This window comes from Citrobacter sp. wls714 (genome assembly GCF_005281025.1).
Lineage (GTDB): Bacteria > Pseudomonadota > Gammaproteobacteria > Enterobacterales > Enterobacteriaceae > Citrobacter > Citrobacter werkmanii.
The window spans coordinates 1-23403 of the sequence record NZ_SZWZ01000105.1 but is presented as its reverse complement, the minus strand read 5'-3'; the positions used below and the strand labels follow the sequence as shown (position 1 = coordinate 23403).

Sequence of the window (23403 nt, the reverse complement as noted above, 5' to 3'; positions counted from 1 at the left end):
CTCAGAATAGAGGATGACTGGTCGAAATTGAAGCGGGAAGAGGCGAGAATGCGTAGGAAGGGGCGGATCTTTACGTTGTCTTACGTTCAGACGGGGCCGAAGCCCCGTCATCAGCATCAATTACGGAACGGGTTGGTGCCGTTGCTGCTGGTTGTACGTGCTGCTGTCGGCTGCGCCGCCGGCGTCGTGCTGTTGGACGTATAACCATCCGCTGCGGCGTCTTGCTGCGCGTTTTGCGGGGCGATCGTATCCGGGGTAGTGGATACCGGTTTACCCAGCGTATTGTTCAGGGCCACCAGATCCTGCTCGTTCAGCGTACCGAGCGCGGATTTGACGTTTAACTGATTGATAAGATAGGTATAACGCGCATTAGCCAGCTGTTGCTTGGCATTATACAGCGTGGTAGTGGCATCCAATACATCCACGATGGTACGTGTACCAACGGAATAACCGGCTTCCATCGCATCCAAAGAACTTTGCGCAGAAACAACCGCTTGTTTGTACGCGTTGATGCTACTGATGGACGCATTAATGTTGTTAAACGAAGAACGAACGGTCTGCACCACGCTGCGGTGTGCGCTTTCCAGTTGTTCACTCGCGCCAACAAAGTTGTACTGCGCTTGTTTCACCTGCGAGTTAACCATTCCACCCTGGTAGATAGGCAGCGAGAAGGTCAGACCGATTTTGTTCTGGCCCATGTTGCTGTCGTCATACTGGGCGTTATTGTTAGTTTTGGAACCGTTGTAAGAGGTGTCAGATACGCCAGTAGATGCGGTCAGGTCCAGAGTTGGTAAATGACCGTCCTGCGCCAGGCGAATCTGTTCACGCGCCAGATCCTGGCTTAAACGCGCCTGCAATAAGGTCAGGTTGCGGTTTTCTGCTTCTTTCAGCAGTGCGTTCACCGCCTGCGGTTTGTTGGTTTTAAAGCCGTCAACGTTCAGCGAAGCCAGTTCCGGGTAGTAGTTACCGGTCACCTGGCGCAGCTGTTCCACCGCGTTATCCAGATTGTTGCGCGCGGTAACTTCGTTCGCCAGCACGGTATCGTATTGTGAACGGGCGTTCTGTACGTCAGTGATGGCAACCAGGCCAACGTTAAAACGCTGAGTGGTCTGATCTAACTGACGGTAAACCGCATCTTTCTGTGCCTGGGTGTAAGACAGCACGTCAATCGCGTTCAGTACGTTAAAATAGGCGGTGGCGGTATTCAGGATCAGCGTTTGCTGATCGGTCTGATAGGTCACGTCCTGGATGCCCGCTGATTTTTCTTGCAGCGTCAGGGCACGCCATTTTGACATATCAAAAATGGACTGAGTTAACTGCAGAGATGCGCTGGTGGCGTTGGAGTTGACGCCATTTGCATCACGGTAGCCATTGCTGTAGGTGTAATCGGCACCTAATCCCAGTTGCGGCAGTAATGGGCTACGCGCTTCGTTAATTTTTTCGAATGCAGCATCGCGATCGGCGGCGGATTTACGCAATTCCGGGTTGCTCAGGCGTGCTTGCTGATAAACCTGCATCAGGTTTTCTGCCTGGCTCAGAGTACTGAACCCCGACAGGCTCAGGCCGATAAGGATGGGGAGCAATTTCTTCATTTGCATTCCTTGTTGTGAAGCAGTATTTAGCGCTGATCAAATTGTAAAAATATTTGCTGATTCTAGCAGAATCCGCCACTGCAAAAAGTTGGCGTTACGTGCCATACGGCGTTAATTTGCATCAATTTAACACAAGGGCGTTGAAACATCAGTCAAACGACCTTGAAATTCACATTTTAAACACTATTGGTTTCAGGACAGCACAATGCGTAAACCAGACAACTTGCCAATGACTTTCACTAAAAATGATGTAGAAATTATTGCACGAGAAACGCTATACCGCGGATTTTTTTCACTGGATCTTTATCGATTCCGCCATCGCCTGTTTAACGGCGGGATGAGCGGTGAGGTAAAGCGCGAAATTTTTGAGCGCGGACACGCGGCAGTCTTGCTACCCTTTGACCCTGAGCGGGACGAAGTTGTGCTGGTCGAGCAGATCCGCATCGCGGCGTTTGATACCAGCGCCAGCCCATGGCTACTGGAAATGGTGGCCGGGATGATCGAAGAAGGCGAGAGTGTGGAAGATGTCGCGCGCCGTGAAGCCATGGAAGAAGCTGGGCTTAACGTTAAACGCGTAAAACCGGTGCTAAGTTATCTGGCAAGCCCGGGAGGCACCAGCGAACGCTCATCGATTATGGTGGGTGAAGTGGACGCCACGACCGCGAGCGGAATTCATGGTCTGGCTGATGAAAACGAAGATATTCGTGTTCATGTGGTGAGCCGGGAACAGGCTTATCAATGGGTAGAAGAGGGGATAATCGACAACGCGGCTTCTGTCATCGCCTTGCAATGGTTACAGCTGCACCATCAAGAGTTAAAAACTGAGTGGAAAAAATGAAGCGTTACACACCTGACTTCCCTGAAATGATGCGCCTGTGCGAAACCAATTATTCGCAATTGCGCCGCCTGTTGCCGCGTAATGACGCAGCCGGTGAAACAGTGAGCTATCAGGTAGCAAACGCACAATATCGGTTAACGATCGTTGAATCGACCCGATACACTACGCTTGTCGCGATCGAACAAACGGCACCGGCTGTGACTTACTGGAGCCTGCCGTCGTTAACCGTGCGTCTGTATCATGATGCGAGGGTCGCTGAAGTGTGTTCAAGTCAGCAGATCTTTCGCTTCAAAGCGCGGTATGATTATCCAAATAAAAAGTTGCATCAACGCGACGAAAAGCATCAAATTAACCAGTTTCTGGCCGACTGGTTACGGTACTGTTTAGCACATGGAGCGATGGCGATTCCGGTTTATTAGCGTCGTGAAACCTAAGGACACCATTTGGAAAGCCTGTTAACCCTTCCTTTGGCTGGTGAGGCCAGAGTCAGGATCTTACAAATTACAGACACTCACCTGTTTGCCGAAAAGCATGAAACGCTGCTGGGTGTGAACACCTGGGACAGCTATCAATCCGTACTGGATGCAATACATGCTGAGTCGCCAGAGTACGATCTGATCGTCGCGACTGGCGATTTGGCGCAGGATCAATCCGCTGCGGCTTATCAGCATTTTGCTGAGGGCATCGCAAGTTTTCGTGCGCCCTGCGTTTGGCTCCCGGGTAATCATGATTTTCAGCCTGCAATGTACAGCTCGCTGCAGGAAGCTGGCATTTCCCCGGCTAAGCGCGTCTTCATTGGCGAACAGTGGCAAATCTTGTTGCTGGACAGTCAGGTGTTTGGCGTTCCCCACGGCGAGTTAAGCGAATTTCAGCTCGAATGGCTGGAGCGTAAACTTGCCGATGCGCCTGAACGCAATACCTTGCTGCTTCTGCATCATCATCCTCTGCCTGCGGGCTGCAGCTGGCTCGATCAGCACAGTCTGCGCAATGCCGCCGAACTGGACAACGTGCTGGTGAACTACCCGCGCGCGAAGTATCTGCTCTGCGGGCATATTCATCAGGAACTGGATCTGGACTGGAACGGTCGCCGCCTGTTGGCGACGCCGTCGACCTGCGTGCAGTTTAAGCCGCATTGTTCTAATTTCACGTTAGATACCATCAGCCCCGGTTGGCGTACGCTGGAGCTATTTGCTGACGGTACGTTGCAGACTCAGGTGTGTCGTCTGCAGGGTAATCGGTTCCACCCTGATACCGCTTCAGAAGGCTACTGATGTCTACACTTCTCTATCTCCACGGATTTAACAGTTCTCCTCGTTCGGCGAAGGCATGTTTGCTGAAAAGCTGGCTGGCGGAGCACCATCCGCACGTTGAGATGATCGTACCGCAGCTGCCGCCGTATCCTGCTCAGGCCGCAGAGATGCTGGAATCGATCGTTCTTGAGCATGGCGGCGAGTCGCTGGGGATTGTCGGTTCCTCGTTGGGCGGCTATTACGCCACCTGGCTGTCACAATGTTTTATGCTGCCAGCGGTGGTGGTGAATCCGGCGGTCCGGCCTTATGAACTGCTGGTCGACTATCTCGGTCAAAACGAGAACCCCTACACGGGGCAGCAATATGTGCTAGAGTCACGCCATATTTACGATCTTAAAGTCATGCAGATTGACCCGCTGGAAGCGCCGGATTTAATCTGGCTGCTCCAACAAACGGGCGATGAAGTGTTGGACTACCGCCAGGCGGTGGCGTATTACGCCTCCTGCCGCCAGACAGTTACTGAGGGCGGAAACCACGCATTCACGGGCTTCGAAGATTATTTCAACCAGATTGTCGATTTTCTTGGACTGCACAGTTTCTGACGATCAATTCGAATTGCTTATTTAAACCATGACGCAAACTTATAACGCTGATGCCATTGAGGTACTCACTGGGCTTGAGCCGGTACGCCGTCGCCCGGGGATGTACACCGATACAACCCGTCCGAACCACCTTGGGCAGGAAGTGATTGATAACAGTGTGGATGAAGCACTGGCGGGCCACGCAAAACGTGTGGACGTGATCTTACATGCTGACCAATCTCTGGAAGTCATTGATGATGGCCGCGGCATGCCAGTAGACATTCACCCTGAAGAAGGTGTTCCGGCGGTTGAGTTGATCCTCTGCCGTTTACATGCGGGTGGTAAGTTCTCCAATAAGAACTATCAGTTCTCTGGTGGTCTGCATGGGGTGGGTATCTCCGTGGTCAATGCTCTGTCTAAGCGTGTGGAAGTGAACGTGCGTCGCGACGGACAGGTGTACAACATCGCGTTTGAGAACGGCGATAAGGTGCAGGATTTACAGGTTGTCGGGACCTGCGGTAAACGCAATACCGGAACCAGCGTGCACTTCTGGCCGGATGAAACCTTCTTCGACAGCCCGCGTTTTTCCGTTTCGCGCTTAACGCACGTACTGAAAGCTAAAGCGGTATTGTGTCCGGGTGTTGAGATCACTTTTAAAGATGAGGTCAACAATAGCGAACAGCGCTGGTGCTACCAGGATGGTCTGAATGATTATCTGAGCGAAGCGGTGAATGGCCTGCCGACGCTGCCAGAAAAACCGTTTATCGGTAATTTTAGCGGTGAGACAGAGACCGTTGACTGGGCGTTGCTCTGGCTGCCGGAAGGCGGCGAGCTGTTGACCGAAAGCTATGTAAACCTGATCCCAACCATGCAGGGCGGTACGCATGTTAACGGTCTGCGTCAGGGCCTGCTGGATGCGATGCGCGAGTTCTGCGAATACCGCAATATCCTGCCGCGCGGCGTGAAGCTGTCGGCGGAAGATATCTGGGATCGCTGCGCTTACGTGCTGTCGGTAAAAATGCAGGATCCGCAGTTTGCCGGGCAAACCAAAGAGCGTCTCTCCTCGCGTCAGTGCGCGGCTTTTGTCTCTGGCGTGGTGAAAGATGCTTTCAGCCTGTGGCTGAACCAAAACGTGCAGTCAGCCGAACTGCTGGCTGAGATGGCGATTTCCAGCGCCCAGCGTCGCCTGCGCGCGGCGAAAAAAGTGGTGCGTAAAAAGCTGACCAGCGGTCCGGCGCTGCCAGGGAAGCTGGCGGACTGTACCGCACAGGATCTCAATCGCACCGAACTGTTCCTTGTCGAAGGTGACTCTGCGGGCGGATCGGCCAAACAGGCGCGCGATCGTGAGTACCAGGCGATCATGCCGCTCAAAGGTAAGATCCTCAATACCTGGGAAGTCTCTTCCGATGAAGTGCTGGCCTCGCAGGAAGTTCACGATATTTCGGTGGCGATCGGTATCGATCCGGACAGCGACGATCTGAGCCAATTGCGCTACGGCAAGATCTGTATCCTGGCGGATGCGGACTCCGATGGTCTGCACATCGCCACGCTGCTGTGCGCACTGTTTGTAAAACACTTCCGCACGCTGGTGAAACACGGTCACGTCTACGTGGCGCTGCCGCCGTTATACCGTATCGACCTCGGTAAAGAGGTCTATTACGCACTGACGGAAGAAGAAAAAGCGGGCGTACTGGAGCAGCTAAAACGCAAGAAAGGCAAGCCGAACGTGCAGCGCTTTAAAGGTCTGGGCGAAATGAACCCGATGCAGCTGCGCGAAACCACGCTGGATCCGAACACGCGCCGCCTGGTGCAGCTCATCATTGATGATGAAGACGATCAGCGCACCAACGCGGTAATGGATATGCTGCTGGCCAAGAAGCGTTCTGAAGATCGTCGTAACTGGTTGCAGGAGAAAGGCGACCTGGCGGATCTCGAAGGGTAATCGATCCTTAAATGCCGGATGGCGGCGTAAAACGCCTTATCCGGCAAATCGACAATCTTAAATGCCAGATTCCAGAATACGAATATTCATCTCCAGCACATCACCTTTCACGGCTTCGCTGTAGGCTTTCATATGCGGGGTCTGCAAATGCGCTTCAAGGTGGGCAATACTTTCCCACTGTTCAATCATGACGATAGAATCCGGGGCTGTAGTCTGAAAACTGACGCCAGCAGCATGATCGACCATCGGCGCGTAGCCGTGGCAGCCTTCTTCTTTCAGTACGGTCGGAACGATTTTAGCGAACTGATCCAGTACCGCCTGGCGATGATGTTGACCTGGACGTGTACGGATTTCTGCAATAACGGTAAGCATGGTTAACTCCTTCTAATTCCAGGTTACCAGTTAACCAAAAATTTCGTTCAGATGCTTGCGATATTCTGCGATATAACGCGGGACGTCCGGCATTTTAATCACGTCATTGGTGATAAAGGTCGGCAGCGCTTCCATTCCCAGGAACTGGTTTGCTTTATGGAACGGGAGATAAACGCCATCAACGCCAACGCCATGGAAGAACTGATCTTTTTCCGTGAAGGCTTCCATCGGCGCGTTCCAGGTCAGAGACAACATGTATTTTTTGCCCTGAATCAGCCCGCCGGAACCGTATTTTTTAGAGGCATCTGAACGTGTACGGCCATCGCTGGCATACAGCGTACCGTGACCTGCGGTAAACACGTCATCGATGTATTTTTTCACGGTCCACGGTGCGCCCATCCACCAGCCAGGCATTTGCCAGATAACCGCATCGGCCCAGACGAAGTTCTGCACTTCTGTTTGAACGTCATAATCGCTGTCAGCGCGTACGACTCTAACATCATGCCCGAGGTCGCGCAGGATACCGTCCGCGACCTCGGTCAGGGTGTCATTCAATTGCCCATTAGAATGGCCGAATTTTTTCGCACCGTTGATAATCAGGATGTTGCTCATTTTGTGTCCTCAAAGAATAACGTTTGAGGCCGATTCTACGCTGATGAGCGGTACGGTGAAATTAGCAAAATGTGCAAAGTCTTTTGCATTTATAGCAATAGTTGGGTGTCGTGGAGAAATTACGTAAAGTGTGTAAATGAATTCTGAATTTTCTGTAACAGATAAATGGAGTGATTTTTTATCACAGTGAAGGAATAAACTGTCTGTAGCTGAGTTATTCAAAACACCAATATAAAGGGTTTTATAATGGCCAATATTATATATGCGACAGTTATCGGTGAAAAGCAGGGCATGATTTCTGCTGATTGTGGAACATCTGCTTCTATTGGTAATAAATATCAACTAAACCACGTTGATGAAATTTTTGTCCTGCAATTCGACCATTCCATGAGTCGAGATCATAATGTTTTACATCATCCTGTGAAATTTTATAAGCCAATAGATAAGTCATCACCTTTGTTAAATGCCGCGATTTCTGAAAATGAAAAATTATCGGTTTTATTTGACTTTTATAGAACAATTTCTGGTGGTGGTATTGAACGGTTTTACTCTATTGAGTTACAGGATGCTTATTTGTCTAACATTTCATCCTGCTATCCTCATGTGTTAACACATGCAGGTAATCAGCCAGAGGAAGTCATTATGCTGAGCTATAAAAATATAACGTGGAAACATCTTATAGCCGGCACTGAGTCATATAGCTTCTGGGAAGAAAGGATTTTCTAACGATGAAAAGCGATTTTATGCTGAGGAACCGTTTCTGTACCATCCCACAGACAAAATTCCGGAAATGGGATGAAATTGATGTTTTGTTTTGGAAGTTAGGCAAAAATGATGCCCGTGGATTTTCAGGAGCATTTTATTTGAATGCCTATAAAGATGCATATGTGCAATACAACAGAGATAAAATCATTAAACATGCTAACGCTGCGGGGATACGCTCCGACCTGCTTGGCGCAGTAGCATGGATTGAATCAGGAGGAATGCCTGAAAATTTTAAATTTCAGGTGTTTGAGGTTAAAAGGATGATTGGGTGGGGGAGCAAACCTGCAGATAAAACATCATTTGGTTCTGTAGCTGCACAAATACGCGTTGCGGCTGTTACACTTGGCCTGGATCCTTCGGAGCTTACTACCAGGGATCAGTTGGAGTTAGCAACTTGTCTCATGGAGGATGACTTTAACTTGCGCGTAACAGCAAATTATTTGAGAGATCTCATTCTCTATGATTATCCTGATGTAGCAACACTTTATATGACCGATGAGCAATACATAATGGCGGGTGTGAGGTATAATCGGGGAGTTCAAAGACGTTTAGAAGATTTCACCCAATTAATAAGTAATGTACCCAAACGAGGTACGGAAGACTATAACTATATATCCTATGGTATGAGATTGCTGGAAATAAGAGAACATATCAGAGCATTACTTAGAGAGTAATTGTATATGTTAAAAGGAAAAGTAGTATCTATACTTGAAGTGTCTCTATATATAGTCCTTGCGTATTGGTTAACCGATACATTTTTTGCCTTCAATAAATATAGTTGGATGCTTGAGCCGAATGACTCAATTTGTAGTATACCTGTCGTCTCAAACGATAATCGCGGTTTGCAGGCTGCCGTTGCAGCATTTTTTCTGCTCACGCCGCTTATTATTATCCTAGTCAGAAAACTCTATGACCGAAGAATGTTTGAGTTCTGGTTATATTGTCTCGCGGTAGCCACCTGCCTTTTCGTTGGCTGGTGGCTTTTTTGGGGGCGTTATTTATATTGCCACTGATTTAGGCCTACCAACTGATCTTAGCTTCAAACCCTCCTTCCGGAGCATTTCCAAACGAGGCCGACATTCTGTGTAAGGACGCGATGCGACGGACAATTGACAACCCCAGACCGCTGCCGGTCACGCTTTGCCCTGGTGGGCGATAAAAGCGTTCTCCAATGTGCATCAGAACTTCCGGCGCAATACCTGGACCATTATCTTTGACGCTAAAATTGCGGGCGTTGAGCGTCACTTCCACAATGCTTCCCTGGGGACTATAGCGAATCGCATTATCCAGCAGATTTCGCACCATCAGGCTGAGTAACAGCGGTTGCCCGGTACATGTGATGCCATGCGCGTTAATCTGCAAACGTACGTCAATATGCGCCTGCTGGGCCGAATGGTAGATATCCATCACCGAAGATTGCAGCAACTCCTCCAGCGAGATTTCCGCCACATCCTGAAGATTGTCGAGGGAGTCAAGGCGCGAAAGCGTCAGTAACTGATCAACCAGACGCGTGGCGCGATCGATCCCGGCCTGCATCTGCATTAAGGCTTTTTGCCTTGCCTGCGGGTCATCGTCAGACAGTTGTGCCACTTCGGTTTGCACTTTTAGCGCCGTCAACGGACTACGCAGCTCGTGAGCGGCATCTGAAGTAAAGCGCCGTTCACGTACCATGGTGGTATGAATACGGGTGAAAAGTTGGTTGAGTGATTCAACCAGCGGGCGAACCTCGCCAGGAATGCCTTTCAAACTGAGCGGTTCTTCTGATTCCGGGTCGCGTAAACGTAGCGCCTGCGCCAGTTTTTTCAGTGGCTTAAGTTCAAGACTTAACAACACAATCAGGATTAACAGCATCAGCGGCAGAGCGACCAACCACGGCACCAATTGTGCTGTCACAATCGCTAAAGCCATATCTTCACGATATTCCCATTCCTGGCCGACAACAATTCGATACTTTTTATCTGCGGAAGTCAGCCACACAAAACGCCATTTATCGTTGTCGCCATTCAGATAGCCATCGTCAAAACCTTCCCGGCGATAGCTATAGGGAATGTACTGGCCATTGTCGCCATCGTGAAGAACCATTTTCCCTTCTGGCGTGTAGGCCGCAAAGGTCAGTACATCGTCGTCAATATGACCATGTTTGAATTTTTTCGGGGTATGCGCGATACGTTCAGAGGCTTTGAGTTCATCAAGATCCAGCGTGACAAGACGCTTGGCGAACAGCATTTGCTGCGTGTCGAACATCTCATTCACGTTATCGGTGGTTTGCTTCCAGGCGACAAAGCTGGAAATCAGCCAGGTCACTAAAACCAAAATCATGAAGATAAGCGTTAGCCTGACGCGCAGGCTGAGGCGTTGTGCGAATTTCATGCGTCACCCAGGGTGTAGCCAATGCCATGCACGGTACGGATAAAGTCGCTGCCGAGCTTACGGCGTAAGTGATGGACGTGTACTTCAACCGCATTGCTGGAGACGTTTTCGTCCCAGGTATACAGTTTTTCTTCAATCAGTTTACGGGGCAGGACGCGGCCCTTGTTGCGCATAAGCAGCTCCAACAGCGCGAACTCTTTGGGCTTAAGAGACAACGGTTCGCCCGCCGCCGTGGCGACCAGCGCGCCGGGATCGAGCGTCACCTCGCCATGGCGCAATGTGTTGCTGGCCTGGCCGCTGGCACGACGCACCAGCGCCTCCAGCCTGGCGGCAACTTCGATCAACGCGAAGGGCTTACACAGATAGTCATCCGCACCCAGACGTAAGCCTTCAACGCGTTCCGCCAGCGCGTCGCGGGCGGTCAGAATCAGCACCGGTTCCTGCTTCCCGTTGGCTCGCCACTCGCGCAGGATGTCTCGTCCGTCTATGCCTGGCAGCGTCAGGTCGAGGATTACCGCATCATACGGGGCACTGTAGAGTGCTTCTTTCCCCTGACGTCCTTCGGTAAACCAGTCGATGCTAAAACCCATTTTACTCAGACCGGTTTTAAGGCCATCGCCAATCAACGTATCATCTTCAACCAGTAAAATGCGCATATATTCTTCCCTGCGAAAACTCTCTTTACCGTCAGTAAACCTTGTCGCTGCCGCATCTGTACAGCAAAAAAGAATCTTTTTTTTCCTTAAGAAGTTGTTAAGGATTAACTTATTTAATAGTCGTAAACCAACATGAAAGGGAGACATGACGATGAAAAAATTAGCTGCAATGGTTGCCGTAATGGCACTGTGTTCCGCACCTGTTCTGGCAGCGCAGCAGGGCGGCTTCTCTGGGCCAACGACGACCACACAAAGCCAAAGCGGTGGGTTTGTCGGCCCGAACGGCAGCATCACGACGGTAGCAAGTGCTAAATCGCTGCGTGATGACGCGTGGGTTACCCTGCGTGGGAACATCGTTGAGCGTATTTCCGACGATCTGTATGTGTTTAAAGATGCGACCGGCACGGTGAATGTGGATATTGACCATAAGCGCTGGAACGGCGTAACCGTAACCCCGCAGGATGTGGTTGAGATCCAGGGCGAAGTGGATAAAGACTGGAACTCCGTTGAAATCGACGTGAAACAGATTAGCAAAGTTGCTAAATAATCCCCATCAGGGCCGCATTCGCGGCCCTTTTCTTTGTGACTCAACACGCCAGATAGGGTAGTATCTGCGGCAATATTGCCCTTCAATAGAGGGGTACAAAGTTGAGGAACCACGATTAATGAGCGATATGGCAGAGCGCCTGGCGCTGCATGAATTCACGGAAAACGCCTATCTGAACTACTCCATGTACGTCATCATGGACAGGGCGTTGCCATTTATTGGCGATGGTTTGAAACCCGTTCAGCGTCGCATTGTGTATGCAATGTCCGAACTGGGGCTGAATGCCAGCGCCAAATTTAAAAAATCCGCCCGTACCGTCGGTGACGTGCTGGGTAAATACCACCCACATGGCGACAGCGCTTGTTATGAAGCGATGGTACTGATGGCGCAGCCGTTCTCTTACCGTTATCCGCTGGTTGACGGGCAGGGGAACTGGGGGGCGCCGGACGATCCCAAATCCTTCGCGGCGATGCGTTATACCGAATCCCGTCTGTCTAAATATGCGGAAGTCCTGCTGGGTGAACTCGGTCAGGGAACGTCGGACTGGGTGCCAAACTTCGACGGCACCATGCAGGAGCCAAAGATGCTGCCTGCGCGTCTGCCAAATATTCTGCTGAACGGTACGACCGGTATTGCCGTGGGTATGGCGACGGACATTCCGCCGCATAACCTGCGTGAAGTGGCAAAAGCAGCGATTACGCTGATTGAGCAGCCGAAAACAACGCTCGATCAACTGCTGGATATTGTGCAAGGGCCGGATTATCCGACCGAAGCCGAGATTATTACTTCGCGTGCGGAAATTCGTAAGATTTACGAAAACGGACGCGGCTCCGTGCGTATGCGCGCGGTATGGACCAAAGAAGACGGTGCGGTAGTGATTTCCGCGTTGCCGCATCAGGTTTCCGGGGCAAAAGTGCTGGAGCAGATCGCTGCTCAAATGCGCAATAAAAAGCTGCCGATGGTTGATGACCTGCGTGACGAATCGGATCACGAAAACCCGACCCGTCTGGTGATTGTCCCGCGCTCCAATCGCGTGGATATGGAACAGGTGATGAACCACCTGTTTGCCACCACCGATCTGGAAAAAAGCTACCGTATCAACCTGAACATGATCGGCCTCGACGGTCGCCCGGCGGTGAAAAACCTGCTGGAGATCCTCACCGAATGGCTGGCGTTCCGCCGTGATACCGTGCGTCGTCGCCTGAACTATCGTCTGGAAAAAGTGCTTAAGCGCCTGCATATCCTTGAAGGTTTGCTGGTGGCGTTCCTCAACATTGACGAAGTGATCGAGATTATTCGTCATGAAGATGAACCTAAGCCTGAGCTGATGTCGCGGTTTGGCATTTCCGAAACGCAGGCTGAAGCTATCCTTGAGCTGAAATTGCGCCACCTTGCCAAACTCGAAGAGATGAAAATCCGCGGTGAACAGGATGAGCTGGCGAAAGAGCGCGATCAACTGCAGGCCATTCTCGCTTCCGAGCGTAAAATGAGTAACCTGCTGAAGAAAGAGCTGCAGGCTGATGCTGATGCTTATGGCGACGATCGTCGCTCTCCGCTGACAGAGCGCGAAGAAGCGAAGGCGATGAGCGAGCACGACATGCTGCCGTCTGAGCCGGTGACCATTGTATTGTCTCAGAGTGGTTGGGTGCGTAGCGCCAAAGGCCACGACATTGATGCGCCAGGATTAAGCTATAAAGCGGGCGACAGCTTTAAGTCGGCAGTGAAGGGTAAGAGCAACCAGCCGGTGGTGTTCGTTGACTCGACCGGACGCAGCTACGCCATCGACCCGATTACGCTGCCGTCGGCACGTGGCCAGGGCGAACCATTAACCGGTAAGCTCACGCTGCCGCCGGGTGCGACGGTTGAGCACATGCTGATGGAAGGCGACGATCAGAAACTGCTGATGGCATCCGATGCGGGCTACGGTTTTGTCTGCACCTTCAATGACCTGGTGGCGCGTAACCGTGCGGGTAAGGCATTGATTACGCTGCCAGAAAATGCGCATGTCATGCCTCCTGTGGTGATTGAAGATGAAACTGATATGCTGCTGGCCATTACCCAGGCAGGTCGCATGTTGATGTTCCCGGTGAGCGATTTGCCGCAACTGTCGAAAGGCAAAGGGAACAAGATTATCAATATCCCTTCAGCAGAAGCGGCGAAAGGCGAAGATGGCCTGGCGCTGCTCTATGTGCTGCCGCCACAGAGCACGCTGACTATCCACGTCGGTAAGCGCAAAATTAAACTGCGTCCTGAAGAGTTGCAGAAAGTGACCGGCGAACGTGGTCGTCGCGGCACGCTGATGCGTGGTCTACAGCGTATCGATCGCATTGAAATTGACTCGCCTCGACGCGCCAGTCAGGGCGACAGCGAAGAATAACGTGACTGCCCGGCTCTCCCTGCTTTCGCTCAGGGAGAGCCAACGTTAAAATTTCCCGTAAAACCGTTGTTTATTCGTGCGTTGCGATTAACAATACGCTTTTCCAGAGAGCCGCCTTAACAAAGCCCTAACCTGATGCAGAGTTATGTATCCGGTGACGTAAAATGCCAGGCTCTTAGGCCTTAGAGGTTGTTATGTTATATATTTTTCGTTTAATCATTACTGTTATTTACTGCATTCTGGTCTGTATTTTCGGTTGTATATACTGTCTGTTCAGCCCACGGAATCCAAAACACGTCGCAACGTTCGGTCATATGTTTGGCCGCCTGGCTCCCCTGTATGGCCTGAAGGTCGAGTGCCGCATGCCGGCAGACGCGCAGAATTATGGTAATGCTATCTATATTTGTAACCACCAGAACAACTATGACATGGTTACTGCTTCGAATATCGTTCAGCCGCCGACGGTAACGGTGGGTAAAAAAAGCCTGCTGTGGATCCCGTTCTTCGGGCAGCTGTACTGGTTAACCGGTAACCTGTTGATCGACAGAAACAACCGTGCTAAAGCGCACAGCACCATCGCAGCCGTGGTGAACCATTTCAAAAAACGTCGTATTTCTATCTGGATGTTCCCGGAAGGGACGCGCAGCCGTGGTCGCGGTCTGCTGCCGTTTAAAACCGGCGCGTTTCATGCGGCGATTGCGGCGGGCGTCCCGGTTATTCCGGTGTGCGTTTCAACAACTTCAAACAAAATAAAACTCAACCGGCTCAATAACGGTTTGGCGATTGTAGAGATGTTGCCGCCGGTGGATATTAGCCATTTTGGTAAAGATCAGGTTCGTGAACTGGCAGCGCATTGCCGCACGCTGATGGAACAAAAAATCGCAGAGCTCGATAAAGAAGTTGCAGAGCGGGAAGCCGCCGGTAAGGTTTAATCCGCGCAATTCGGTTTTTTTACAGGAAAAGATTTCCTGCGTGTTAATCGCCAGTTTTTCATGGAGTTTATATGTCATTCAGTCGGCGTCAGTTCATTCAGGCATCGGGGATCGCACTGTGTGCAGGTGCTGTTCCGCTGAAGGCTAATGCTGCCGGTCAGCAACAACCGTTACCTGTGCCTCCACTGCTGGAGTCTCGTCGGGGGCAGCCGTTATTTATGACGCTGCAACGCGCGCATTGGTCATTTACACAAGGCACACGCGCGCCTGTCTGGGGGATTAACGGCCGCTACCTGGGGCCGACAATCCGCGTCTGGAAAGGGGATGACGTCAAGCTTATCTACAGCAACCGTCTGACAGAAAATGTCTCGATGACCGTCGCCGGATTACAGGTACCTGGTCCGCTGATGGGGGGCCCGGCGCGCATGATGTCACCTAATGCGGATTGGGCGCCAGTGCTGCCGATCCGCCAGAATGCCGCCACGCTGTGGTATCACGCCAATACGCCAAATCGTACTGCCCAGCAGGTCTATAATGGTCTTGCCGGGATGTGGCTGGTTGAAGATGAGGTCAGTAAATCCCTGTCTATTCCCAACCATTACGGCGTAGATGATTTTCCGATCATTATCCAGGACAAGCGTCTGGACAACTTTGGTACGCCGGAATACAGCGAACCTGGCAGCGGCGGTTTTGTTGGGGATACGCTGCTGGTCAACGGGGCGCAAAGCCCGTATGTCGAAGTCTCCCGCGGCTGGGTACGCTTGCGTTTGCTGAACGCGTCAAACTCGCGTCGTTACCAACTGCAAATGAGTGATGGCCGTGCACTGCATGTGATCTCCAGCGATCAGGGCTTTTTACCTGCGCCTGTTTCATTGAAACAGCTCTCGCTGGCGCCAGGCGAACGTCGTGAGATCCTGGTGGATATGACTAACGGTAATGAGGTCTCTATTACCTGTGGCGAGGCGGCCAGCATTGTCGACAGGATCCGCGGATTCTTTGAACCATCGAGTATTCTTATCTCCACGCTGGTGCTGACTCTGCGACCAACTGGCCTTCTGCCGCTGGTGACTGACAGCCTGCCAATGCGCCTGCTGCCTACGGAGATCCTCAGCGGTTCGCCGATTCGCAGCCGTGATATCAGCCTGGATGACGATCCGGGGATCAACGGTCAGCTGTGGGACGTCAACCGCATGGATATTACCGCGCAGCAGGGTACCTGGGAGCGCTGGACGGTGCGGGCGGATATGCCGCAGTCTTTCCATATTGAGGGCGTCTCGTTCCTGATCCGTAATGTGAACGGCGCAATGCCGTTCCCGGAAGACAGAGGTTGGAAAGATACCGTCTGGGTAGATGGTCAGGTCGAGTTACTGGTTTATTACGGTCAGCCTTCCTGGGCGCATTTCCCGTTCTACTTTAACAGCCAGACGCTGGAAATGGCGGATCGTGGCTCGATCGGTCAGATCCTGGTGAACCCGGCGCCGTAACGCGCCGGGGTTTGCGTTACGCCCGCCAGAACATGCGCGAAAACAGGATCAGTATGGGGTAAATCTCCAGACGCCCCATGATCATGGCTGCGCACATCAGCAGCTTTGCCTCCTCATTTAACGTGCCAAACGTCGTGGCGGTAACGCCAAATCCCAGCCCCATATTGTTGATGCAGGCGGCGACGGTGGCGAAAGATGAGAAGAGATCGTAGCCCATCAGATTGAGCGCCCAGATAAAAAAGCTGGTGAACAAAACGTAGAGAAAGAAAAAGCTCCATACCGAACGCACCACCCTGTCGCTTACCACGCTGTTACCCACTTTGATGTTCAGCAGGGCGCGAGGATGCGCGAGCTGGTGTAATTCCTGGCGGCACTGCTTGAACATAATCAAAAAGCGCAGCACTTTAATTCCCCCGCACGTCGATCCCACACAACCGCCGAAAAAGCTGGCGCTAAGCAGCATGAAGATCGTGTGCGAGGGCCACTGCGCGTAATCCGCCGTTGACAGGCCATTATCCGTCAGCATGGAGCTGGCCAGAAAAAAGGCATGCACCAGGCTGTCCGTTAGCCCGTACATACCTGCCCGCCAGACCTGCCAGGTGGCGATCAGCGTGACCACCAGCGCAATTAGCAGAAAGAAACGCAGCTCGGCATTACGACGAAAGGGCTTGAAGGTACGTTTTACAATAGCAACGTACCAGAGGGTGAAGTTAAACGCGGATAACAGTGAAAACAGTCCGGCGACGAGTTCTATAGCGTGGCTGTTATAAAAGCCGATGCTCTCGCTGCGAGTGGAAAATCCGCCAAGAGAGACCGTCGACAGCCCGTGGCATAAGGCGTCGAAAAACGACATCCCGGCAGCCCAGTAGGCTAGAGTACAAATAAGACCCAGAATGACGTAGGTCAACCACAGCGTACGTGCGGTATCGGCAAGCCTTGGCGTGAGGCGTTCTTCTTTGAAGGGGCCTGGCATTTCAGACTGATACAGTTTCATGCCGCCAATACCCAGCAGCGGTAATACCGCCACGGCGAGGACAATAACGCCCAGGCCGCCAATAAAATTGAGCTGAGCACGATAGTAAAGATACGATTTCGGCAAGGCGCTGACGTCGTCAATCACCGTTGCGCCAGTGGTGGTAATCCCGGAAACCCCTTCGAACAGGGCATCGGCAAAGGAGAGATTTAAGCCATCGTCCATCCACATCGGCATTGCGCTAATAAACGAAAACAGTAGCCAGAACAAAACGATAATGACGAATCCATCCCGGGTTCTCAGTTGAATTCCCGCATGTTTGGTTGCCAGCCACGCCCCGCCGCCAAGGGTAAAGAAAGTCATAAATGTGCTGAAAAATGCGAAAAAGCTCCGCTCTTTATTTAACAGAGCGATGGTCATCGGCGGCAGCATGGAGAAGCTGTAGAGAAGAACCAGAAATCCGCACAGGTGAACAACAACCCGTAACTGGGAAATATGCAGTGAATCGTTGAGTCGCAATGAAAAATCCCCCGCCGAAAAGAGTGATCTCAGTTGGCCGGCATGGTGTTAATTATGATTGATAAAAATGGCTGTCGTAAAATTTAACAATTTATACAACTTTCTACTGGTCTGGTTCAGACTCCACTTCATTTCTTGCCGACATACAGCGTATAATCCCCGGCCTTTGATTATTTTTTTACCATTTTTGGAAGCACTATGAGCGCAATATCCCTGATCCAACCGGACAGAGACCTTTTCTCCTGGCCGCAGTACTGGGCTGCCTGTTTTGGCCCGGCACCGTTTTTGCCGATGTCACGTGACGAAATGGACCAACTTGGCTGGGATAGCTGCGACATCATTCTGGTGACCGGCGATGCCTACGTCGACCACCCAAGCTTTGGTATGGCGATTTGTGGCCGTATGCTGGAAGCTCAGGGCTTTCGCGTCGGAATTATCGCCCAGCCGGAGTGGAACAACAAAGACGATTTTATGCGTTTGGGTAAACCGAACCTGTTCTTTGGTGTGACCGCTGGCAACATGGACTCGATGATCAACCGTTATACCGCCGATCGCCGACTGCGCCATGATGATGCCTACACGCCGGACAACGTGGCGGGTAAACGTCCGGACCGCGCCACGCTGGTCTATACCCAGCGCTGTAAAGAAGCATGGAAAGATGTGCCGGTTATTCTTGGCGGCATTGAGGCCAGCCTGCGCCGCACCGCGCACTACGATTACTGGTCTGATACCGTTCGCCGCTCCGTTTTGGTGGATTCGAAAGCCGATATGCTGATGTTCGGCAACGGCGAACGTCCGCTGGTGGAAGTGGCGCATCGTCTGGCGATGGGGGAAACTATCGATCAGATCCGCGACGTGCGTAACACCGCGATTATGGTTAAAGAAGCGCTGCCGGGCTGGAGTGGGGTGGATTCTACGCGTCTCGACACGCCAGGCAAGATTGACCCGATCCCGCATCCTTACGGTGAAGATCTGCCGTGTGCCGACAACAAACCTGTCGCCCCGAAAAAACAGGAAGCGAAAGCGGTAACCGTACAGCCGCCACGTCCGAAACCGTGGGAAAAAACCTACGTGCTGCTGCCGTCCTTCGAAAAAGTGAAGGGCGACAAAGTGCTGTATGCGCATGCGTCGCGTATCCTGCACCACGAAACTAACCCAGGCTGCGCGCGTGCGCTGATGCAAAAGCATGGCGATCGCTACATCTGGATCAACCCGCCAGCTATTCCGCTGTCTACCGAAGAGATGGACAGCGTCTTTGCGTTACCGTACAAGCGTGTACCGCATCCGGCGTATGGTGACAGCCGTATTCCGGCCTATGAGATGATCCGTTTCTCGATCAACATTATGCGTGGCTGCTTTGGCGGCTGCTCGTTCTGTTCGATAACAGAGCACGAAGGCCGTATCATCCAGAGTCGCTCTGAAGATTCGATCATCAATGAAATCGAAGCCATTCGCGACACTGTCCCGGGCTTTACCGGCGTGATTTCCGATCTCGGCGGCCCAACGGCGAACATGTATATGCTGCGCTGTAAGTCACCGCGTGCGGAGCAAACCTGCCGTCGTCTGTCATGCGTCTATCCGGATATTTGTCCGCACATGGATACCAATCATGAGCCGACAATTAACCTCTATCGCCGGGCGCGTGATCTCAAAGGCATTAAAAAGATCCTTATCGCATCCGGTGTGCGCTATGACATCGCGGTGGAAGACCCACGCTACATCAAAGAACTGGCTACCCATCACGTGGGCGGCTATCTGAAGATTGCGCCAGAGCATACTGAAGAAGGCCCGCTGTCGAAGATGATGAAGCCGGGGATGGGCAGCTACGATCGCTTCAAGGAATTGTTCGATACCTACTCTAAACAGGCCGGTAAAGAGCAGTACCTGATCCCGTATTTTATCTCCGCGCACCCGGGTACGCGTGACGAAGATATGGTGAATCTGGCGCTGTGGCTGAAACAACGTCGTTTCCGTCTGGATCAGGTGCAGAACTTCTATCCATCGCCGTTGGCGAACTCCACAACCATGTATTACACCGGGAAAAACCCGTTGGGTAAAATTGGTTATAAGAGTGAAGATGTGGTGGTGCCGAAAGGTGATAAGCAGCGTCGTCTGCATAAAGCCCTGCTGCGCTACCACGATCCAGCCAACTGGCCGTTAATCCGCCAGGCGCTGGAAGATATGGGTAAAAAGCATCTGATCGGCGGGCGTCGCGAATGTCTGGTTCCGGCGCCTACGCTTGAAGAGATGCGCGAAGCGCGTCGCCAGAACCGTCATACTCGTCCGGCGCTGACCAAACACACGCCAGTGGCGCACCAGCGTCAGACGCCTGCCGCAAACAAAAAACGCGGGAAAGTGGCGGGACGTTAATCTGTCTTGCCAGGTGGTGAAATGCTTATCGGGCCTACGAATAGCACTTTGTTGTAGGCCGGATAAGGTGCTTGCATCGCCATCCGGCAGAAGTGCTCAGTATTTATGCTTCACGTATTCTGGCCGCTAATGCGGCCAGTTTTTCGTCATCAGCCCGTTCATGATCGTGTGACGACAGATACCCTTCATATTGCTCGAAAAATTTGTTCTGCCGCGATTCAATCGGTTTCCAGTGGGTTAAATCGCCAGTACCGTGCATGGGGCTTAATTTACTGTGCACATGGTCCACGCCGAAACCTTCGAAGAACATTCCTGTACGACTGACATCCGGGAACGCCTTATCCAGTTTCTTAGCCACTTTTTGGGTCGCCAGCATCAGGTCCGCTAACGCCTGCGGCGGCATGTCGAAGGCATAGCTGGGGTAATGCTTTTTCGGGATCACCACGGTAAAACCGTCGGTGTTCGGGAAAATCGACAGAAAAGCCAGGTGGTGTTCGTCTTCCCATACCTTATGGCAGGGCGCTTTGCCTTCAACAATTTGACAGAAAATACAGGTCATTCCTTTTCTCCGCAGGTAAGGTCTTCGTCAGGACGCAGTCAGTTTAGTACAGACCCAACACCTTCCACCACATCAGACCCACGGTAATAAAGACCGCCTGGTTAAACAGGCTGATGATAAATCCTGTGCGCCACCAGACGCCTGTTGGAACATACCCGGCGCCAAACAGAATAGGGCCGCGAGCATGTGTGTACTGGGTGAGCGAGCAGTACAAACTGCTGGTGAAGGCCAGCATTAACGCCGTGGGAGCAGCGGGAATATTCAGATGCAGCCCGACGCCGAGGAAAACAGCATACAGCGCGGCAATCTGCGCATTTCCGCTGGCAAAAAAGTAGTGGGTATAGAAATAGGCGGCGTTCAGTAGCAGCAGGACGATCACCCAACTGGTCCCGTGCATAGTACTGCTCAGGCTGTCGCCAATCAGATTGCCGAACCAGGTGGTGAAGCCCAGTTTTTTCAACTGATTCGCCATCATCAGTAGCGCGGCGAACCAAATCAGCGTATCCCATGCCCCTTTCTCACTTTTGACGTCCTCCCAGCTCAGCACGCCGCTCAGCAATAAAATCGACAGCCCTACAAACGAAGCGGTAGTGGCGTCAACGCCCAGCGTATCGCCAAAAATCCACAGCACCAGCAGTACGCCGACAGTTGCCAACATCAGCCATTCCCCGCGTGACATACGGCCCATTTCCGCCAACTCTTTGCGGGCGAGGTTCGGGGCATCCGGCGTGTGTTTGATTTCCGGGCGCACCAGCCAGTAGACCAGTAGCGGAACGAGCAGCAAAGAGACCAGACAAGGTAGCAGCGCCGCCATAAACCAGCCGCCCCAGGTCAGCGTAACCCCGGCGTTGGCCGCCAGTTTTACTGCCAGCAGGTTGCCGGTATAGCCGGTCATAAACAGTGCTGCCGTCACGTCGTTGACGTTGCCAATACAGGTGATAAGAAAGGTGCCGATTTTACTGCGGGACTCATCTTCCGGGTTCGAATGGAAACTACGCGCCAGAGAGTCGGCAATCGGATAGATGACGCCGCCGCAGCGAGCTGTATTACTCGGCATAGCGGGAGAGAGGATTAGATCGGCAAAAGCCAGACCGTAGGCGAGTCCCAACGTTCGCTTGCCGAGCAGGCGGATCATCTGCAACGCAATACGTCGCCCGAGACCGGTTTTGATAAACCCACGGGCAATCATAAAAGCCACGACGATAAGCCAGATAAGCGAACTGTTCAGTTCACTCAGTGCCGTGGTGATGGCGCCGCTGGCGGTTTTATCCCCGGCAGCATAGGCGAGCGCGAATACCGTAATACCAATAATGCCGACCGCGCCGATGGGTAATACTTTAGCCACAATAGAAGCGATGGTGGCGACGAAGATAATTGCCGAATGCCAGGCTGGCGCACTTAACCCAGTGGGGGGCGTAAGCTGCCAGAGTCCGGCAGAAATGAGTACTATAAGAATTAATGGGAGCCATTTGACGCCATTACTTTTTTTATCAGCCACGGTTACGCACCTATAGATGTGGTAAATACATTCACGATATGAATATATTTATTGAATAATTAACAGGTTATGTTGCGTAATGCTGCTCCAGCGACTGCAAGAAATACATCAATATATGTATGTTAATTGTTTCCTGATATTTCATTGCCAGAAAGGCCCGACGGGAGTGTCGGGCCGGAGAGAAGAGATTAACCGCCGAACTGGTCCGGGTCTGGTCCCAGCCGTCTGCCTTGATCGAGTTTCGCAATTTCGCCTAATTCTTCTTTATCCAGGCGGAAGTCCCAGACGTTAAAGTTTTCTGTGATACGGGCAGGCGTCACCGATTTCGGAATAACCACCAGACCGTTATCCAGATGCCAGCGGATGACAATCTGCGCCGGTGATTTACCATATTTCTCTGCGAGGTCACGGATGATCTTTTGGTCGAAGACGTCTTTCCCGCCCTGCGCCAATGGACTCCAGGATTCGGTCTGGATCTTATGCGTGGCGTTCCAGGCATGAAGCTGGCGCTGCTGCATAAGTGGGTGCAGTTCTATCTGGTTGATCACGGGATGAACGCCAGTTTCGTCTATCAGGCGCTGGAGATGATTGATCTGAAAGTTGCACACGCCGATGCTCTTAATCAGCCCTTCTTTTTGCAGATCGATCATGTTTTCCCACGCTTCAACGTAGTGATCGATCGCCGGAACAGGCCAGTGCATCAGGTAAAGATCGAGGTAATCGAGCTGGAGTTTCTCCATGCTTTCGAGTAAGGCTTCCCGGGCGCGTTTCTGATCATCATTCCACAGCTTGGTGGTGATGAATAACTCTTCCCGCGGCACGCCCGCATTACGTATCGCTTTGCCGACACCTTCTTCGTTTTTGTACGCGGCGGCGGTATCAATCGAACGATAACCCACTTCCAGTGCTTTATGGATAGCGGTAATGACTTCTTCGTTGCTTGCCTTCCAGACCCCCAGGCCCAGTTGCGGCATGACGTTACCATCCTGTAGTTTGATAATGGTTGGACCGGTCATAATTCCCCCCTGGATTACAGTCACCGGAGCAAGCTCCGGTGAGTTAGGTGTGACTTAAGTCTGGCCTATACTCGTCATACTTCAAGCTGCATATGCGTTGGCTGCACTCGTTCACCCCAGTCTGAATCGCCACAGATAATCTAGACACTT

The 23403-nt window shown here is 52.0% G+C and carries 22 protein-coding genes; 13 read left to right on the top strand and 9 right to left on the bottom strand.

The genetic code is table 11. The annotated features are described in order from the left end of the window. Positions 1-116 precede the first annotated feature (116 nt). Complete coding sequence (tolC, locus tag FDX11_RS23205; RefSeq protein ID WP_042311027.1) at positions 117-1592, bottom strand: outer membrane channel protein TolC; 1476 nt, start codon at positions 1590-1592, stop codon at positions 117-119. A gap of 205 nt (positions 1593-1797) precedes the next feature. On the opposite strand from tolC, the gene nudF reads away from it, so the two are divergent. Genes nudF through parE form a run of 5 tightly spaced genes read left to right on the top strand, consistent with a single transcriptional unit; the run spans position 1798 to position 6203 of the window. Beyond that, entirely contained in the window at positions 1798-2430 is a 633-nt protein-coding gene (gene nudF / locus FDX11_RS23200) for an ADP-ribose diphosphatase (protein ID WP_042311025.1), read from the top strand. After that, positions 2427-2849 carry a DUF1249 family protein gene (locus FDX11_RS23195; protein ID WP_003024582.1) on the top strand — a complete coding sequence of 141 codons (423 nt, stop codon included), beginning with the start codon at positions 2427-2429 and terminating at the stop codon, positions 2847-2849. Before nudF ends, FDX11_RS23195 begins: the two co-directional genes overlap by 4 nt. Before the next feature lie 24 nt (positions 2850-2873). Further along, positions 2874-3701 carry a 3',5'-cyclic-AMP phosphodiesterase gene (gene cpdA / locus FDX11_RS23190; RefSeq protein WP_137398592.1) on the top strand — a complete coding sequence of 276 codons (828 nt, stop codon included), beginning with the start codon at positions 2874-2876 and terminating at the stop codon, positions 3699-3701. Next, positions 3701-4282, top strand: coding sequence for an esterase YqiA (yqiA, locus tag FDX11_RS23185; protein ID WP_038633915.1), 582 nt, complete (start codon positions 3701-3703; stop codon positions 4280-4282). Before cpdA ends, yqiA begins: the two co-directional genes overlap by 1 nt. Before the next feature lie 28 nt (positions 4283-4310). Beyond that, on the top strand, positions 4311-6203 hold the full coding sequence (parE, locus tag FDX11_RS23180) for a DNA topoisomerase IV subunit B (RefSeq protein WP_005123094.1): 1893 nt from the start codon (positions 4311-4313) through the stop codon (positions 6201-6203). A gap of 57 nt (positions 6204-6260) precedes the next feature. On the opposite strand, the gene FDX11_RS23175 is transcribed toward parE, so the two are convergent. Next, on the bottom strand, positions 6261-6575 hold the full coding sequence (locus FDX11_RS23175) for a putative quinol monooxygenase (RefSeq protein ID WP_042289259.1): 315 nt from the start codon (positions 6573-6575) through the stop codon (positions 6261-6263). A gap of 30 nt (positions 6576-6605) precedes the next feature. Then, positions 6606-7187 (bottom strand): NAD(P)H-dependent oxidoreductase, encoded by a 582-nt coding sequence (locus tag FDX11_RS23170; RefSeq protein ID WP_042311012.1) that lies wholly within the window; start codon positions 7185-7187, stop codon positions 6606-6608. Between the two features lie 246 nt (positions 7188-7433). Here FDX11_RS23170 and FDX11_RS25580 point away from each other — a divergent pair, with 246 nt between their 5' ends. From FDX11_RS25580 to FDX11_RS23155, 3 genes are read left to right on the top strand one after another with little or no spacing between them, the layout of a single operon-like run. Then, positions 7434-7913, top strand: a complete 480-nt coding sequence (locus tag FDX11_RS25580; protein WP_137398591.1) for an Hcp family type VI secretion system effector — start codon at positions 7434-7436, stop codon at positions 7911-7913. A gap of 2 nt (positions 7914-7915) precedes the next feature. Next, the gene (locus tag FDX11_RS25575) at positions 7916-8626 is read left to right on the top strand and encodes a hypothetical protein (protein ID WP_042311009.1); all 711 of its coding nucleotides are present in this window, start codon (positions 7916-7918) and stop codon (positions 8624-8626) included. A 6-nt stretch (positions 8627-8632) separates the two neighbouring features. Beyond that, entirely contained in the window at positions 8633-8965 is a 333-nt protein-coding gene (locus FDX11_RS23155) for a DUF2645 family protein (protein WP_072014783.1), read from the top strand. Positions 8966-8972: 7 nt separating this feature from the next. On the opposite strand, the gene qseC is transcribed toward FDX11_RS23155, so the two are convergent. After that, positions 8973-10322: a quorum sensing histidine kinase QseC gene (gene qseC / locus FDX11_RS23150; protein ID WP_137365265.1), complete on the bottom strand. Its 1350-nt coding sequence runs from the start codon at positions 10320-10322 to the stop codon at positions 8973-8975. Next, positions 10319-10978: a quorum sensing response regulator transcription factor QseB gene (qseB, locus tag FDX11_RS23145; protein ID WP_032940770.1), complete on the bottom strand. Its 660-nt coding sequence runs from the start codon at positions 10976-10978 to the stop codon at positions 10319-10321. Before qseB ends, qseC begins: the two co-directional genes overlap by 4 nt. Before the next feature lie 151 nt (positions 10979-11129). On the opposite strand from qseB, the gene FDX11_RS23140 reads away from it, so the two are divergent. From FDX11_RS23140 to ftsP, 4 genes are all read left to right on the top strand, one after another. Next, positions 11130-11525: a YgiW/YdeI family stress tolerance OB fold protein gene (locus FDX11_RS23140; RefSeq protein ID WP_038633899.1), complete on the top strand. Its 396-nt coding sequence runs from the start codon at positions 11130-11132 to the stop codon at positions 11523-11525. A gap of 118 nt (positions 11526-11643) precedes the next feature. Further along, on the top strand, positions 11644-13902 hold the full coding sequence (gene parC, locus FDX11_RS23135; RefSeq protein ID WP_137398590.1) for a DNA topoisomerase IV subunit A: 2259 nt from the start codon (positions 11644-11646) through the stop codon (positions 13900-13902). A 194-nt stretch (positions 13903-14096) separates the two neighbouring features. Beyond that, complete coding sequence (plsC, locus tag FDX11_RS23130) at positions 14097-14834, top strand: 1-acylglycerol-3-phosphate O-acyltransferase (protein ID WP_032940773.1); 738 nt, start codon at positions 14097-14099, stop codon at positions 14832-14834. Positions 14835-14905: 71 nt separating this feature from the next. After that, complete coding sequence (gene ftsP, locus FDX11_RS23125; protein WP_038633892.1) at positions 14906-16318, top strand: cell division protein FtsP; 1413 nt, start codon at positions 14906-14908, stop codon at positions 16316-16318. Positions 16319-16334: 16 nt separating this feature from the next. Here the strand turns inward: ftsP and FDX11_RS23120 are convergent, their stop codons facing one another. Continuing rightward, positions 16335-17810, bottom strand: a complete 1476-nt coding sequence (locus FDX11_RS23120) for a TrkH family potassium uptake protein (protein ID WP_042311002.1) — start codon at positions 17808-17810, stop codon at positions 16335-16337. 198 nt (positions 17811-18008) lie between these two features. Between FDX11_RS23120 and FDX11_RS23115 the strand changes: the two genes are divergently transcribed. Then, positions 18009-20180: a YgiQ family radical SAM protein gene (locus FDX11_RS23115; protein ID WP_003024532.1), complete on the top strand. Its 2172-nt coding sequence runs from the start codon at positions 18009-18011 to the stop codon at positions 20178-20180. Positions 20181-20283: 103 nt separating this feature from the next. Here the strand turns inward: FDX11_RS23115 and FDX11_RS23110 are convergent, their stop codons facing one another. The 3 genes from FDX11_RS23110 to dkgA form a co-directional block, all read right to left on the bottom strand. After that, positions 20284-20739, bottom strand: coding sequence for an HIT family protein (locus FDX11_RS23110; RefSeq protein ID WP_042310999.1), 456 nt, complete (start codon positions 20737-20739; stop codon positions 20284-20286). A gap of 43 nt (positions 20740-20782) precedes the next feature. Beyond that, on the bottom strand, positions 20783-22237 hold the full coding sequence (locus tag FDX11_RS23105) for a DASS family sodium-coupled anion symporter (protein WP_038633882.1): 1455 nt from the start codon (positions 22235-22237) through the stop codon (positions 20783-20785). 188 nt (positions 22238-22425) lie between these two features. Further along, positions 22426-23253, bottom strand: coding sequence for a 2,5-didehydrogluconate reductase DkgA (dkgA, locus tag FDX11_RS23100; protein WP_137398589.1), 828 nt, complete (start codon positions 23251-23253; stop codon positions 22426-22428). Between the last annotated feature and the right edge of the window lie 150 nt (positions 23254-23403).

Bases quoted from the DNA above. Each gene is read 5' to 3' on its own strand.
- FDX11_RS23110 (WP_042310999.1), bottom strand. From the start codon at position 20,739: ATGACCTGTATTTTCTGTCAAATTGTTGAAGGCAAAGCGCCCTGCCAT.
- parE (WP_005123094.1), top strand. From the start codon at position 4,311: ATGACGCAAACTTATAACGCTGATGCCATTGAGGTACTCACTGGGCTT.
- tolC (WP_042311027.1), bottom strand. From the start codon at position 1,592: ATGAAGAAATTGCTCCCCATCCTTATCGGCCTGAGCCTGTCGGGGTTC.
- dkgA (WP_137398589.1), bottom strand. From the start codon at position 23,253: ATGACCGGTCCAACCATTATCAAACTACAGGATGGTAACGTCATGCCG.
- FDX11_RS23170 (WP_042311012.1), bottom strand. From the start codon at position 7,187: ATGAGCAACATCCTGATTATCAACGGTGCGAAAAAATTCGGCCATTCT.
- FDX11_RS25575 (WP_042311009.1), top strand. From the start codon at position 7,916: ATGAAAAGCGATTTTATGCTGAGGAACCGTTTCTGTACCATCCCACAG.
- FDX11_RS23175 (WP_042289259.1), bottom strand. From the start codon at position 6,575: ATGCTTACCGTTATTGCAGAAATCCGTACACGTCCAGGTCAACATCAT.
- plsC (WP_032940773.1), top strand. From the start codon at position 14,097: ATGTTATATATTTTTCGTTTAATCATTACTGTTATTTACTGCATTCTG.
- ftsP (WP_038633892.1), top strand. From the start codon at position 14,906: ATGTCATTCAGTCGGCGTCAGTTCATTCAGGCATCGGGGATCGCACTG.
- qseC (WP_137365265.1), bottom strand. From the start codon at position 10,322: ATGAAATTCGCACAACGCCTCAGCCTGCGCGTCAGGCTAACGCTTATC.
- FDX11_RS23155 (WP_072014783.1), top strand. From the start codon at position 8,633: ATGTTAAAAGGAAAAGTAGTATCTATACTTGAAGTGTCTCTATATATA.
- FDX11_RS23140 (WP_038633899.1), top strand. From the start codon at position 11,130: ATGAAAAAATTAGCTGCAATGGTTGCCGTAATGGCACTGTGTTCCGCA.
- nudF (WP_042311025.1), top strand. From the start codon at position 1,798: ATGCGTAAACCAGACAACTTGCCAATGACTTTCACTAAAAATGATGTA.
- FDX11_RS25580 (WP_137398591.1), top strand. From the start codon at position 7,434: ATGGCCAATATTATATATGCGACAGTTATCGGTGAAAAGCAGGGCATG.
- parC (WP_137398590.1), top strand. From the start codon at position 11,644: ATGAGCGATATGGCAGAGCGCCTGGCGCTGCATGAATTCACGGAAAAC.
- yqiA (WP_038633915.1), top strand. From the start codon at position 3,701: ATGTCTACACTTCTCTATCTCCACGGATTTAACAGTTCTCCTCGTTCG.
- FDX11_RS23195 (WP_003024582.1), top strand. From the start codon at position 2,427: ATGAAGCGTTACACACCTGACTTCCCTGAAATGATGCGCCTGTGCGAA.
- FDX11_RS23115 (WP_003024532.1), top strand. From the start codon at position 18,009: ATGAGCGCAATATCCCTGATCCAACCGGACAGAGACCTTTTCTCCTGG.
- qseB (WP_032940770.1), bottom strand. From the start codon at position 10,978: ATGCGCATTTTACTGGTTGAAGATGATACGTTGATTGGCGATGGCCTT.